Source organism: Paenibacillus sp. DRB1-1 (assembly GCF_052119485.1).
GTDB classification, from domain to species: domain Bacteria; phylum Bacillota; class Bacilli; order Paenibacillales; family Paenibacillaceae; genus Paenibacillus; species Paenibacillus polymyxa_B.
The window spans coordinates 1-16,624 of sequence record NZ_JBODQH010000002.1 but is presented as its reverse complement, the minus strand read 5'-3'; the positions used below and the strand labels follow the sequence as shown (position 1 = coordinate 16,624).

1 protein-coding gene is annotated in these 16,624 nt (G+C 49.7%); it reads left to right on the top strand.

Annotation, left to right across the window (positions count from 1 at the left end):
- Nucleotides 1-1,732: 1,732 nt before the first annotated feature.
- Nucleotides 1,733-16,624: amino acid adenylation domain-containing protein (locus tag ACQW03_RS24820; protein ID WP_441952501.1), on the top strand; the 14,892-nt coding region annotated here is incomplete at its 3' end.

The following is a 16,624-nucleotide window of genomic DNA, read 5'->3' as shown; positions in this document are numbered from 1 at the left end:
AACTTAAAAATAGCAAGTCTCATGCAACTTAGAGACTTGCTATTTTGTGTTTTCGGTTCATTAAATTTTGTGAAAAAAAATAGTTCCAAAGTTATGAATTTTCTAAAAATTTATACTTTTAAAGGGAAATCAAAACGTTTCTATTAATTAAAAAATAAAAGTTTATAGCTTAAATTAGAGAAAATTTAATCTGAACTGAAATTTCAGGAGAAAAATTAAAGAAAATTCCGCATGTGAATTAGTTCAAAAGATCTATGAAAAGTCACTATCTATTTAAAAAGTGAAGAGTTATTAATTTTGAATCATTTCAGCTTAATACAAATAAATTCCATTATATAGGTAATTAAAGAATATTGCTGAAAAAGTTGAAATTTGTCGGATGATGTCAGAATTGATTTGTTACATTTATGTTAATGATATGTAACATAAAATTTGTTTTGGTACAAGGGTTTTGGACTTTTTTGCAAGCCTATATCATTTTGATTTTATCAATTTATAAAATCGAAAATTTTGTTTTGAATCACGTTAACGGGTCATGATCAGTATTCAATTTAATAAAAAAGTGAAATTCTTGCATTTGAAGATATAAAAATAATAGAATAATATGGGTTATTTATTGATTTCATGAAATCAATAAATTTGGAACTTATGTCCCATGCTAATCGGTTTTAAAGTTTGTATATTTAAAATAGCTAGAAAGTATTGGGAGGAAAAAAGGGATATAAGGATTTATTGTGAGATTTTGGACAGTAAGAGGATATGAGAAATTTATATGTCGACTCGGTCATGTCTTGGTTTTAAAAATCGTGATCCATCTGACTGAGAAGATTCAGTTATTTAGTTTCGCCCGACATGAGGGCTTTGCCTGAATGGCTAACAGAACATGAAAGTTGTTCAACAGAAGCTCCATGGACATCAAGTAGGACAACATGCCCTCACTGCTTCCCGAAATGGCTTCATAAGTACATAAAGCTGTTTTCTTTGTTAGACACTGTATGGGAGCACTGATTGTAATCGAAACAGCATGGCAGTTGTATAGGTAAAACTGCAAGATTCCCTGTCCATAGCATCATATCTGGTAAATCCGTCTCACATTTTCCGTATTCCAAAAAAACAACTCTATTATTTTTAAGGTATGCGAAACGTATCCTTAACAGCCTGGGAATCCCGTTGGCTCGTCCGATGCCCATTATTTTTTCATCCATGTACAAAATCAGGAAGTTATAAGCGCAGTCGTGAGTATTTTTTCGCACCTTTCAGCCTAGAATTACGCTCCTAACCACGCTGCAGTAGCTCATGCATCTCACAGCATCGATACCCCCCAGCCAAGATTCAGACAGCACACATCACGATACACTACGTTGTTAACACTGCGGCAACCATTCTACAACCCACCATCAAGATGTACTCTCAGCATAATTCAAAAATGTTCTCATTCCATGCACATGTTCATACATCCAGAGTCAGAGTTGTTTCACTATGTCCGCCCAACTAAAAAGCTTGCACTACGAAAGTGTGAGCGATGAAAAAGAGAGATGTGCTTGTTTCGATTCAAATTCAGCTCTTCGAAGGCACCCATATCTCATTGGTATATCAGGAGTGGTCGCTTTTGCCGACTGCCATTGGCAATTAAATGCCGGAGAAAAGGTTCGCATGACCAGTTCCTTGACAAGGGCGGTCATTTATGAGGAGTTACTTTTTACCCATATCTATTTCGCGAGGAGAGATACGTATGACTCAGCACAATGTTCAATTGTTTGCATTAAGCCAACCACAGCAACGTATTTGGTACACGGAGCTTGTGTATCCCAATCGCAACACGTCCACGATTATTACCACTGTTAAAATCAAGGGAACGGTTCGAATAGATGCATTGCAGCAGGCAATGAACCGGGTGATTGCACAAAATGATTCTTTTCGTATCAAAATCACGGCTCGGGAAGGCATCCCCTATCAATATGTGGAGCCGTTTGCTGCTCAAAGCATAGAAACGCTTCGGGTTACCCCGGAGGAAGCTGAGCTATGGGTCAGCCATCATAACGCACAGCCGTTCCCCTTGTTGGATTCGCAGCTGTATCGGTTTGTTATTTTGCAGTTGGGGGCAGAAGACACCTGGTTTAGTTTCAAAATGCACCATATTATTTCGGACGGCGTAACCATGGAGCAGGCCATTAATGAAATTACGGGGCATTATATGAATATTGTGCATGATACAGGTTCAGATGCGCCGGCTCCAGCGAATTCATATCTCGATTTTATTCAGGTGGAGCAAAGCTATGAGCAATCGGACCGCTATCAAAAGGACAAGACGTACTGGACAGAGAAATTTGCCGATTTGCCAGAGGTTACAGGTTTAAAATCATACAATCCGCTCACGGTGAGTACGGCTGCACGCCGTGAGAACTATACACTGGAGCACGAATTATATCGTGGTGTCACGGCTTTTTGCGAGGCGAATAACATCAGTATTTTTACATTTTTCCTGGCTGCTCTGTATATTTATTTGCATAAAATGACAGGGGAACAGGATTTAACCGTGGGTACATTGTATGCTAACCGTACGTTGAAAAAGGAAAAAAATACAATGGGCATGTTCGTCAGCACCGTGGCAACACGTCTGCAGGTTGAGCCGGAATCCGAGCTGCTCACCTTCCTGCAGGGTGTTGGCAAGGAGCAGGCGTCCATTTTGCGGCATCAGCGTTATCCGTACAACAAAATCATTCAGGATTTGCGTGAACAGCAAAGCGGCACGGATATTCGCCGCCTATTTGGCGTTACCATTCAGTACCGTACGCTGAGCTTCTTCCGTTTTGATGAAGCCGTTCAGCAGGTGCATACCGATTTCTGCGGAGATACGGTGAGTGACTTCGATATTGCCATGATAGACATGCTGGATGACGATAAACTTGTATTGCAACTGGATTATCGGACCGAGTTGTTCAGCGAGCAGGAGATCGCCCGAATTATTCGCCAATTCCTGAGTGTGGTAGAGCATATGGTGAAAGGGCCACAGAAGCGGATTCAGGAATTGTCACTGATGAGTGATGAGGAGCAGGCACAAATTATGGATGTATTTAATGCGACAGCAGTGCCCTATCCACACGATGTGGGGATTCATGAGCTATTCGAGGAACAGGCAGAACGTACACCGGATCAGACAGCGATTTTGTTTGGAAATCAGAGTCTGACTTATCGGGAGCTGAATGAACGGGCAAATTCATTGGCCCGAATGCTTCAAGCCCAGGGAGTAGGACCTGACAAACTGGTGGGTCTGATGGTGCAGCGCTCCGTGGAAATGATCGTAGGTCTGCTGGCCGTTCTAAAAGCAGGCGGTGCTTATGTGCCGATTGATCCCGAATTTCCGTCTTCTCGTATTGAATACATGCTGGAAGACAGCAAGGCTGCAGTGCTTCTAACCAGTCGCGAGCTGGCTGAGGAGCATCATTGCTCCGCCAATACCATGTTTCTTGAGGATGCCGCATTGTATCAGGCAGAGAGCGATAACCTGGAGACGATTGCCCGCTCAGAGCATTTGGCTTACGTCATCTATACCTCGGGTTCGACTGGGAATCCAAAAGGAGTTATGCTCCAACATCGCTCGGTACTCAACTTTATTACCGGGATGCGCGAAATCATCGACTTTGAAGCGAGTAAAACGATTTTGTCACTCACGACCATTTCATTTGATATTTTCGTCTTGGAAACCATCCTGCCCCTGTTGAGCGGAATGACTGTTGTGCTTGGCGACCGCCAGCATCAGGTGGACCCGCAGGCGCTTGGTGAGTTGATTACTCATCATCATATTGAGATGTTGCAAATGACCCCATCCCGGCTGCAAATGTTGTTGGATCATGAAGCAGGTTCCCGCGCGCTACGAGACGTAAAGGAAATCATGGTCGGGGGTGAAGCATTTCCGTCCAAGCTGCTCGCAGCACTGCAAGAAATAAACGGTCCCCGCATTTATAACATGTACGGACCTACAGAAACGACGGTGTGGTCGGCCGTACAGGAACTGACTCATGCTCAAGACATTAATATCGGACGTCCTATCGCGAATACTCAAATCTATATCATGAATGCGAGTGGAGAATTGCAGCCAGTCGGTGTGCCAGGCGAGCTATGTATTGCAGGGGAAGGCTTGGCTCGTGGGTATTGGAAACGCGAAGAACTGACGGCCGAGAAATTTGTGAATAATCCGTTTGCCGGAGGCAGAGTCGGGTATGAACGGATGTACCGTACAGGCGATTTGGCGAGATGGACGCTGGACGGCAACATTGAATATTTGGGACGGATGGACCATCAGGTGAAAATCCGGGGCTACCGGATCGAAGTGGGCGAGATCGAATCGCAGCTGTTGCAGGTGGAGTCGGTACGAGAAGTGGTCGTCGTGGCCCATACGGACGAAACGGGCCAAAAACAACTAGTTGCGTACTATGTGGCGAGTCAAGAACTGGGAGCCAGCGAACTGAGAAGTGAGCTGGGACGGGAGCTACCAAGCTATATGGTGCCGTCGTATTTCATTCAGTTGGAGCAGATGCCGCTGACACCGAACGGTAAAATCGATCGCAAGTCCTTGCCAGCACCGGAAGGTAGCCTGCAAAGCGGAGCAGATTATGTAGAGCCGCGCACTGCACCGGAACGGGCACTCGTAGCGGTCTGGCAGTCCGTCCTGGGTGTGCCAACCGTTGGAATGTTGGATAATTTCTTTGACCTGGGCGGCGATTCGATCAAGGCGATTCAAATCGTATCTCGTGCGTTCCAGGCAGGCTATAAGCTGGACATGAAGGATCTGCTTCGGTATCCAACCGTCGCAGCACTGGCACCGCATATGCACGAGGCAAGTCGTATGGCAGATCAGGGAGAAGTGAGCGGGGAAACGGCGTTGCTTCCGATCCAGCACGGGTTCTTTGCGCAGGAGCAAGTGGATGCGCATCACTTTAATCAGGCCGTTATGCTGCACCGGGAGCAGGGCTTTGACGAAGCTGCTTTGCGTCAGGCGCTTATCAAGCTGACGGAGCACCACGATGCACTGCGGATGGTGTTCAGGAAGACCGAGCAAGGCTATGAAGCGTGGAACCGCGGAATACAGGAAGGCGAGTTGTACCATCTGGACGTACTGGACTTTAGAGCTTTGACAGATAAAGCCATGCTGAGCGCGACGATTGAGGCGAAAGCAACTGAAATTCAAACCAACATGAACCTGTCCCAAGGACCGCTGGTAAAGTTGGGTCTGTTCCGTTGCCCGGATGGAGATCATTTGCTTGTGGCGATTCACCATTTGGTGGTCGATGGTGTGTCTTGGCGTATTTTGCTGGAAGATTTGGCAACCGGCTATGAGCAGTCTTTACGGGGCGAGTCTGTCCGTTTGCCGAATAAGACGGACTCCTTCCGTCTGTGGGCTGATCAGCTGTCGACATATGCGAACAGTTCGGCTTTGGAGAAGGAACGTACGTACTGGCAACAGCTGGAGCAAGCAGCAGCTACACAAGCAGCTTTGCCCAAGGATTACACTTGCAAATCCGAGGTCAAGCCTCAGCTACGAGATGACCGCACACTGACCGTGGTATGGACGGTCGAAGAAACAGAGAAATTTTTGAAGCAGGCACACCGGGCCTACAATACGGAAGCGAACGACCTGTTGCTGACAGCTCTGGGCACTGCAATTCAGGAGTGGGCAGGCATCCGTCAGGTGCTTGTAAATCTGGAGGGGCACGGACGGGAAGCCATTTTGCCGGATGTGGATATTACGCGGACGGTCGGTTGGTTTACCAGCCAATTCCCGGTTGTACTCGATATGGGCGAGGATCGGAATGTGGGACGACGTGTCAAGAGTGTCAAGGAAGGGCTGCGTCGTTTGCCGCATAAAGGAATTGGATACGGGATTTTGAGATATCTTTCTGCGCCTAGGGAAGGGGAAGCTGCTTTTGTCGCCGAGCCGGAAATCAGCTTTAACTATCTCGGACAATTCGATCAGGATTTGAAACATAATGCATTTGGCATGTCTCCTTATTCCATGGGAGCTTCCGTTAGTGACACGTTAACCAAGCGGTATGCCCTGGATATCAACGGCATGATCATGAACGGTGCACTGGAGCTGACGATCAGCTACAGCAGGAAAACATTTATGAAAAAATCAATCCAAAGACTCGCTAGCCTGCTTCAGGAAAGCTTGCGTCAGGTATTAGCCCATTGCGTGCAAAAAGAGCTGCCGGAACTGACGCCAAGCGATCTGTCCTTCCAGGGACTGTCGGCTGGAGAATTGGAGCACATTGTAGAGCAAACCGCTGCTGCGGGAGAGCTGGAAAACATTTATTCGTTAACACCCATGCAAAAAGGTATCCTGTTCCACGGCTTAATGGAGCCGAAATCCGGGGCGTACTTTGAGCAGGCGACATTTGATCTGCAAGGCAGCTTTCAAGTGGAGGCTTTTGCTGAAAGCTTAAATCAACTGGTGGATCGCCATCAAATATTCAGAACGAATTTTTATAGCGGCTGGAATGAGCAGCCTTTACAGGTAGTGTACCGCCATAAAGCGGCTGGATTCTGTTTTGAAGATGTACGTTCACTGGGACAAGGAGAGCAGGACGCATACATTGCTGATTTTGCTGAGCGTGACAAAGCCGAAGGCTTTAATTTCAGCTCAGGCGAGCTGATGCGGGTGTCTATTTTGCGTACAGGTGAGGAGTCGTACCGTTTTGTGTGGAGCTTCCACCATATTTTGATGGACGGCTGGTGCTTGTTCCTAATTGTAGGAGAGGCATTTAATACGTACTTTGCCATCCTCGAAGACCACAAGCCGGAGCTTGCCCCGGTAACGCCATACAGTGAATATATTGAATGGCTGGATCGGCAGGACAACATGGAGGCTGAGCGGTTCTGGAGTGACTATTTTGCAGGTTTTGAGCAGCAAACAGTGCTGCCGCAGACAAAACAGCTGGACGGTCACGCGAAGGGATATGAAGGGGATAAGCTTTCGTTTACCCTGAGCCGTGAAGTGACCAAGCAGATGAACAAGCTGGTCAAGCAGCAGCAGGTAACGGTCAATACACTGCTGCAAGCGGCGTGGGGCGTTGTGCTGCAACGGTATAACAACAGTCGGGATGTTGTATTTGGCAGTGTCGTATCTGGTAGATCAGCGGATATTCCAGGCATAGATACAATGGTTGGTTTGTTCATTAATACCGTTCCTGTACGGATTCATAGTCCAAAAGATGTAACGTTTGCTGAGCTGATGAAGCAGACCCAGGAGCAGGCGCTGGCTTCCCGTGCCTATGAAACCTATCCGTTGTATGAAATTCAGGCCCTGACTGAGCAAAAGCAGGATCTGGTAAATCATATTATGGTGTTTGAAAACTATCCAGTGGAACAGCGGATGGAGCACATGGGCAGCCGTGACACGAACGGTTTTACGATTGCCAATGCTTCAATGTCAGAGCAAACGAACTATGATTTCAATATTACAGTGGTGCCAGGCGATGAAATGGATATTCATTTGGAATTCAACGCGCTGGTGTTTGAACGTGCAGCTGTCGAGCAATTCCGTGAGCACTGGCTGCGTGTCATAGAAGAAGCAATTCACAAACCGCATGCGCTAGTAGATGAGCTGGAGCTAGTGACTGCTGAGGAAAAAGTGAAGATCATCGACGGCTTTGGTTCCGTTGGTGCATCTGCGTTGAGTGATGAAAAGCAATCAGAAGGGTTGTTCCACGCCTATGTGGAAGAACAAGCGCAGCTTGTGCCGGATCACGTGGCAGTTGTATACGAGGAGCGGCAGCTTACGTACCGCGAGCTGAACGAGCGTGGCAACCAACTTGCTCGTAGATTGCGGAATGAAGGCATTGGGCGCGAATCCATTGTTGGTATTTTGAGCGAGCGTTCGGTCGACATGCTGGTCGGCGTATTGGCGGTATGGAAAGCCGGAGGTGCATATGTACCTTTAGATGCGGATTATCCGTCTGACCGTATCCGCTTTATGCTGGAGGACAGCGGCGCTACGGTGCTACTGACTCAAACAGGTTTGCAGGAGCGTGCCCAAGCATGGCTGGAGGAAAGCCAACAGGCCTTGGCCGGAGGGCAGTCTGAGGGCGAGTTGGAGACAGCAGCTGGCGCTGAGACGATGGAAAGAGACAGCCTTAATGAGGGATTAAGCTTGAAATCAGATTCGGAGTCTGATAGCGAAGTAGCATCCGAATCCGCAGCGAACTTGCGTCTGCACACCGTACTGGCACTGGACGATGAGTCATTGTACACCGGGGATGCCACGGATGTGGAACATATCAATGAGCCGCAGGATCTGGCGTATGTGATCTACACGTCCGGTACAACGGGACGTCCAAAAGGGGTCATGATTGAGCATCACAGTCTGGTAAACACAGCCGCCGCCTACCGCCGGGATTACCGTCTGAACCAGTTCCCGGTACGGTTGCTGCAACTGGCGAGCTTCTCCTTCGACGTGTTCGTCGGCGATATCGCGCGGGCGCTCTATAACGGTGGCACGATGGTCATTTGTCCGAAAGATGATCGCATTGACCCAAGCCGTCTATACGGCTGGATTCACGATTATCAGATTACGGTGTTCGAATCAACCCCGGCCTTGATTGTACCGTTTATGCAGCATGTGCATGAACACGGGCTGGACATGAGCAGTCTGGAATTGCTGATCACCAGCTCGGATAGCTGCAGCGTGACGGATTACCGGGTGCTGCAAGAACGATTTGGTGCGGATATTCGCATTATGAACAGCTACGGCGTCACGGAAGCGGCAATCGACTCCAGCTTCTACGACGAAGAACTGTCGAAGCTGCCGGACAGCGGCAGTGTACCGATTGGTCAGGCGTGGCTGAACGCACGCTTCTACATCGTGGACAGCCAGCTGAATCCGGTGCCGATCGGTGTGCTGGGCGAGCTGTGCATTGGCGGAGCCGGGGTAGCACGGGGATACCTGAATCGTGCGGACCTGACGGCCGAGAAGTTCGTAGCGAACCCGTATGTAGCCGGTGAACGATTGTACCGCACAGGTGACCTCGCGCGGTGGATGCCAGACGGCAATGTGGACTTTATCGGCCGGATGGACTATCAAGTGAAAATCCGTGGATATCGAATCGAGCTGGGCGAGATTGAAACGGCAATCCAGCGGGTGCCGGGTGTGCGTCAAGCGGTAGTCATCGACCGGACGGATGAGCGTGGACACAAGTACTTGTGCGGGTACATCACAGGAGAAACCGAGCTGCGGATCGAGGAGGTACAGACCGAGCTGGAAGCAGGGCTGCCAGCACATATGGTACCTGCACGCTTGATGCGACTGGAGACGATCCCGCTGACTAACAATGGAAAAATCGACCGCAAGGCCTTGCCGGAACCGGAAGGAAGCATCCATACCGGCGCAGCCTATGTGGCACCGCGTACCACGGTGGAACAGGTTTTAGCTTCAGTATGGGCCGGGGTGCTGGGTGCCGAAACGGTAGGCACGCAGGATAACTTCTTTGAACTGGGCGGCGATTCGATCAAAGCATTGCAAGTATCATCCCGATTGCTGCAAGCAGGGTATCGACTGGACATGAAGGATTTGTTTAGCAATCCGACGGTAGCGTCACTCAGTCCTTTGCTTCGTACAGATGGCAAGATTGCCAGCCAGGAAGAGGCAGTAGGTAAGGTAGATCTGACACCCATTCAACGGTGGTTCTTCGAGCAGCAGCCGGTTGATCTGCACCACAGCAACCAGGCGATGATGCTGTATCGAGCTGGGCGCTTTGATGTCGACGCGCTGCGCCGTACGATGGAACGTATTGTCCAGCATCATGACGCATTGCGCACTGTATTCCGTGAGACGGAGCAAGGCTATGCCGCTTGGAACCGCAGTGTGGTGGAAGGCGAGCTATACACGCTGGACATCGTAGATTTTAGCAGAGTTGAAGACGAATCCACCGCTGTAGAAGCCAAGGCGAGTGAAATTCAAGCAAGCATTCACTTGAGCGAGGGTCCACTTGTGAAGCTCGGTCTGTTCCATTGCGCTGAGGGCGATCATTTGCTAATCGTCATTCATCATTTGGTCGTGGACGGTGTATCGTGGCGTATTTTACTGGAGGACCTGGCATCGGGTTATGAGCAGGCCGTTGAAGGTAAAACAGGCACAGCTATTCGACTGCCGCATAAAACAGATTCGTTCCAGGCATGGGCTAAACAGCTGTCAGCCTACGCGAATCGTGCGACGATAGAGCGGGAGCTCGCATACTGGCAGCATATCGAACAAGCAGAAGCCAGTCTTGCGAAGCCTTTGCCGAAGGATTTTGCGAATGACAATGCATTGCTTGGGGACAGTGAGGTTGTGACGGTCCGCTGGACGAAGCAGGAAACCGAGCAGTTGCTCAAACAAGCTCATCGCGCATACAACACGGAAATGAATGACCTGTTGTTGGCTGCGCTCGGAAAAGCCGTTTATGACTGGTCTGGTTCCGAACGGGTGCTGGTCAACCTGGAAGGCCATGGACGGGAAGCCATTGTACCGGATGTGGATATTACGCGGACGGTCGGCTGGTTTACGAGCCAGTTCCCGGTTGTTCTGGATGGAAGTCTGGGACAGGGAGGAAATACCGCTCGTCTGATCAAACGGGTCAAGGAAGGGCTGCGTCATATTCCGCAGAAAGGCATCGGCTATGGTATTTTACGATACCTGTCGGATACGAATGTTCTGGAGAAAGCAGACGTGCAGTTAAAGGCTCAGCCTGAGATCAGTTTTAACTATCTGGGTCAATTCGATCAGGATTATAAAGGCAACGATCTGGAGCCTTCCTCCTATTCCATCGGTGTGCCTGTCAGCACGAATGCGTCTATGGATTTTGCGCTGGATATCAATGGAGTCATCGAGGATGGCCAACTGATTTTCACGATTCGCTACGGTACAACGCAATTCCGGCATGAAACGATTGCACGGCTTGGAGAACTACTGGCATCCGGCTTGCGTGAGGTGATTAGCCATTGCGTTGCGCAGGAAAGAACGGTGTTGACCCCAAGTGATGTTCTGCTAAATAACATCACGCTGGACGAGTTGGAGCAATTGGTGGAAGATACGCGAGATCTGGGTGAACTGGAAAATGTGTATGCCTTGACACCGATGCAAAAGGGCATGCTTTTCTACAGCCTGATGGATGAGGCTTCGGAGGCTTATTTTGAACAGGCCACCTTTGAGTTGCACGGACGGTTTGATGTGGTTACTTTCGGTAAAAGCTTTGATCTGCTCGTACAACGTCATGAGGCATTGCGGACGAATTTTATCAACTCTTGGAACAATGAGCCAATACAGGTCGTTTTCTGCAATCGCAGCGGAGAGTTGTATTATGAAGACCTGCGCGGACTGGAAAAAGAAGAACGTAAAGCTCGTGTTGAAGCTTTTACCCTTGCAGATAAAGCCAAAGGATTCCGTCTGGCGGAGGACGCGCTCATTCGTATCTCTATCCTGCAAACCGGGGATGAAACGTACCACTTTATCTGGAGCTTCCATCACATTTTGATGGATGGCTGGTGCTTGTCCTTTATGACACAGGAGGTATTTGGCAGCTATCTGGCACTTCGTGCGGGTGAGGAGCCAGTACTGGAGCCTGTCACGCCGTTCAGTCGTTTTATTGAATGGCTAGAGCGCCAGGATCGTGAAGCGGCTTTGCAGTACTGGAGCAGCTATCTGGCAGACTATGAGCAGCAAATTACGCTTCCGCAGCAAAAAATACATCCTAAATCCTTACAAGCCGGGGAGTATATCGCCGGAGAACTGGATTGCGAATTCCAGCCGAAGCTGGTGGCTCAGATCGAACGGGTGGCGAAGCAAAATCAGGTCACGATCAATACGCTGATTCAGACAGTATGGGGCGTTTTGTTGCAAAAATATAATAACAGTTCGGATGTCGTGTTCGGCAGCGTTGTGTCTGGTCGTCCAGGGGATATTCCAGGTGTGGAGCACATGATCGGGCTATTCATTAATACGATTCCAGTGCGCGTGCAGTCAGAAGAGGGCGAAGCCTTTAACGAGCTGATGAAACGAACACAGCAGCAAGCGCTGGCTTCCAATGCCTATGATGCCTTCCCGCTGTATGAAATTCAGGCTCTGTCCGAGCATAAACGGGATTTGATCAACCATATTATGGTGTTTGAAAATTATCCGGTGGAGCAGCAAGTAGAGCAGTTGGGAAACGATGGACAGGAACCATTTACGATTTCAAATGTGGTGTCTATAGAGCAAACCAACTATGATCTGAACGTCGTCGTGATGCCGGGAGAAGGCATAAAGATTCGGTTTATGTATAATACGCTCTGCTTTGATCGGAAAGGCATTGAGCGTCTGTATGGACATTTTACCCGTCTCTTGGAGCAAATTTCGCTCAACCCAAATGTTCGGGTTGAAGAGTTGGAATTGGTCACAGCAGCGGAAAAGCAACAGATTACAGCGGCATTTAATGACACTGCTTGTGCATTTCCGTCCAAACAGACGATCCATCAGCTGTTCGAGGATCAGGTGGAGTGTACGCCAGATCAGGTGGCATTGGTGTTTGGAAATCAGAGTCTGAGTTATCGGGAGCTGAATGAACGGGCAAATTCATTGGCCCGAATGCTTCAAGCCCAGGGAGTAGGACCTGACAAACTGGTGGGTCTGATGGTGCAGCGCTCCGTGGAAATGATCGTAGGTCTGCTGGCCGTTCTAAAAGCAGGTGGTGCTTATGTGCCAATCGATCCGGAATTTCCGTCCTCTCGTATTGAATACATGCTGGAAGACAGCGAGGCCGCAGTGCTTCTGACCCGTCGTGAGCTGGCAGAAGAGCACCATTGCCATGCCAATACCCTGTTTCTTGAGGATGCCGCATTGTATCAGGGAGAAAGTAGCAACCTGGAGACGATTGCCCGCCCAGAGCATTTGGCTTACGTCATCTATACCTCGGGTTCGACTGGGAATCCGAAAGGAGTTATGCTCCAGCATCGCTCAGTACTCAATTTTATTAGTGGGATGCGCGAAGCCATTGACTTTGAAGCGAGCCAAACCATTTTGTCACTCACGACCATTTCATTTGATATTTTCGTCTTGGAAACCATCCTGCCCCTGCTGGGTGGAATGTCTGTTGTGCTTGGTGACCGCCAGCATCAGGTGAATCCGCAGGCGCTGGGTGAGTTGATTACTCAACATTCTATTGAGATGTTGCAAATGACCCCATCCCGGCTGCAAATGCTGCTGGGACATGAAGCAGGTTCCCGCACGCTGCAAAGCGTGAAGGTCATTATGGTCGGGGGTGAAGCCCTTCCGTCCAAGCTGCTCACAGCACTGCAAGAAATAAACGGTCCCCGCATTTATAACATGTACGGACCTACAGAAACGACGGTGTGGTCGGCCGTACAGGAACTGACCCATGCTCAAGACATTAATATCGGACGTCCTATCGCGAATACCCAAATCTATATCATGAATGCGAGTGGAGAGTTGCAGCCAGTCGGTGTGCCGGGCGAGTTATGTATTGCAGGGGAAGGATTAGCCCGTGGGTATTGGAAACGTGAAGAACTGACGGCCGAGAAATTTGTAAATAATCCGTTTGCTGGCGGCAAGGCAGGCCATGAGCGGATGTACCATACAGGCGATTTGGCGAGATGGACGCCGGACGGCAACATTGAATATTTGGGGCGGATGGACCATCAGGTGAAAATTCGGGGCTACCGGATCGAACTGGGCGAGATCGAATCGCAGTTGTTGCAGGTGGAGTCGGTACAAGAAGCGGTCATCATGGCCCGTGGGGACGAAACGGGCCAAACACAGCTCGTGGCGTACTACGTCGCGAGTCAAGAACTTGGAGCCGGTGAACTGAGACATGAGCTGGGGCGGGAGCTGCCAAGCTATATGATGCCGTCGTATTTCATTCAGTTGGAGCAGATGCCGCTGACACCAAACGGTAAAATCGACCGCAAGTCCCTGCCGGCACCGGAAGGCAGCCTGCAAAGCGGAGCGGATTATGTAGAGCCGCGCACTGCACCGGAACGGGCACTCGTAGCGGTCTGGCAATCCGTCCTGGGCGTGCCAACCGTCGGAATGTTGGACAATTTCTTTGACCTGGGCGGCGATTCGATCAAGGCGATTCAAATCGTGTCCCGTGCGTTCCAGGCAGGCTACAAGCTGGACATGAAGGATTTGTTCCGCTATCCCATCGTTGCAACCCTGGCACCGCATATGCACGAGGCAAGTCGTATGGTAGATCAGGGAGAAGTGAGCGGAGAAACGGCGTTGCTTCCGATCCAGCACGGGTTCTTTGCACAGGAGCAAGTGGATGCGCATCACTTTAATCAGGCCGTTATGCTGCACCGGGAGCAGGGGTTTGACGAAGCTGCTTTGCGTCAGGCGCTTATCAAGCTGACGGAGCACCACGATGCACTGCGGATGGTGTTCAGCAAGACCGAGCAAGGCTATAAAGCATGGAATCGCGGAATACAGGAAGGCGAGCTGTATCACCTGGATGTGCTGGACTTTAGGGACTTGACGGATGAAGCCATGCTCAGCGCGGCAATTGAAGCGAAATCCACCGAAATTCAAAGCAGTATCCAACTGCATGAAGGGCCGCTGCTTAAAGCGGGTTTGTTCCACTGTGCAGACGGGGATCATCTCCTGATGGCAATTCACCATTTGGTGGTGGACGGGGTATCCTGGCGTATTTTGTTCGAGGATTTGGCTACTGCCTATGAACAGGCTGTTCATCAGGAAGTGCTTCAGCTGCCGGACAAAACGGATTCCTTCCGTTCCTGGGCTGGGCAACTTTCCTCCTATGCGAATAGCCCAGCCATGGAAAGTGAACACGCCTATTGGGAGCAATGGAACGCAGCCGCTTGGGCTGACCAAGGACGTTTGCCTGAGGATCAAGCGCAGGCTGAGCCCTTTACCTTGGCTGACACGGATACAGTGGTCGTCCAGCTTACGGAAGAAGAGACCGAACGGCTGTTGAAGCAAGCGCACCGTGCATATAACACGGAAGTGAACGATCTGCTCCTGACTGCTTTGGGCATGATGCTGTACACATGGACCGGCCATGAACGCAGCCTGATCAATCTGGAGGGACACGGACGTGAGGACATTTTGCCGGATACGGACATTTCTCGTACGGTAGGCTGGTTTACGAGTCAATATCCGGTATTGCTAGACATCGGTCGTGATCACGCTTTGTCGGGACGCATCAAACAGGTCAAAGAGAGCCTGCGTCATATTCCGAATAAAGGATTGGGCTACGGAATCTGGAGATATTTGAGTGAATCCGGCCAAGCGGTTGGTCAGCAAGCAGATGCACAGCACCTTGGTCAACGTCAAGCTTTTGCCGAGCCACAAGTGAGCTTCAATTACCTCGGTCAGTTTGATCAGGACTTGCAAAACAGCGATATGCGTAGGTCTCCTTACTCGATTGGATCGGTCTTTAGTGACCGGACGAAGATGAAATATGCTCTGGATGTGAGCGGAATCGTAACGAACGGTGTCCTGGAACTGGACATTCGGTATAACGGCAAAGCCTTCCGTAAGGACACAGTCCACATGCTGGCTAATCTGTTAAAATCCAACCTGCTTGAAATGATTGAGCACTGTGTCACACGGGAGCGGACCGAATTGACCCCAAGTGATGTATTGCTAAAAGGTCTGACCCTGGAGCAATTAGATACGATTAAGGAGCAGACCAAGACGGTTGGGGAACTGGAAAATGTGTATCCGTTAACGCCCATGCAAAAGGGAATGCTGTTCCATAGTCTGATGAATGCAGAAACAGGCGTGTATTTTGAACAGGCGACCTTTGATCTGGAGGGGCACTTTGAACCGTCCCTATTCGAGGAAAGTCTGAAGCTCCTGGTAAGCCGACATGCGATATTACGGACGAATTTCTACAGCGGCTGGTATGGTCAACCGTTGCAGATCGTCTATCGTCATAAAAATCCGAGCTTCCGTTATGAGGATGTCCGAGGGCGTGAAGACGCTGTAGCTGAATTTGTGGCCCAGGATAAAGTCCGAAACTTTGATTTAGGCAAGGATGCGCTCATGCGCGTAACCGTCTTCCGCACGGGTGATAGCTCCTACCGTTTTGTATGGAGCTTCCATCATATGGTGATGGACGGCTGGTGCCTGTCGCTGGTGACGGACGAAGTGTTTGGTGCCTATGTTGCCCTGCTGGAGCACAAGCAGCCAGAACTCGCACCTGTCAAGCCGTATAGTGACTATATCGAATGGTTGGAAGATCAGGATACACAGGAAGCAACCCGTTATTGGAGCGACTATTTGGCGGACTTTGAGCAGCAAACCTTGTTGCCTGGTGAGAACGCGCAAGCTTCTGTAGTTGCACGGGATGAAGAACCGGACGAAAGCGGTGCGGGTTCCCATTCCGGCTATGTTTCGGAAAAGCTGCCATTTATGTTGGGTAAAGAACGGACCGCGGCATTGAACCAAATGGCCAAGCAACAACATGTCACGATTAATACATTGCTGCAAAGCGTGTGGGGCGTTATTTTACAGCAATACAATAATCATCAGGATGTTGTGTTTGGTGGTGTGGTATCCGGTCGTCCGGCAGACATTCCAGGCGTGGAGAACATGATCGGATTGTTTATCAACACGATTCCGGTACGCATTTGC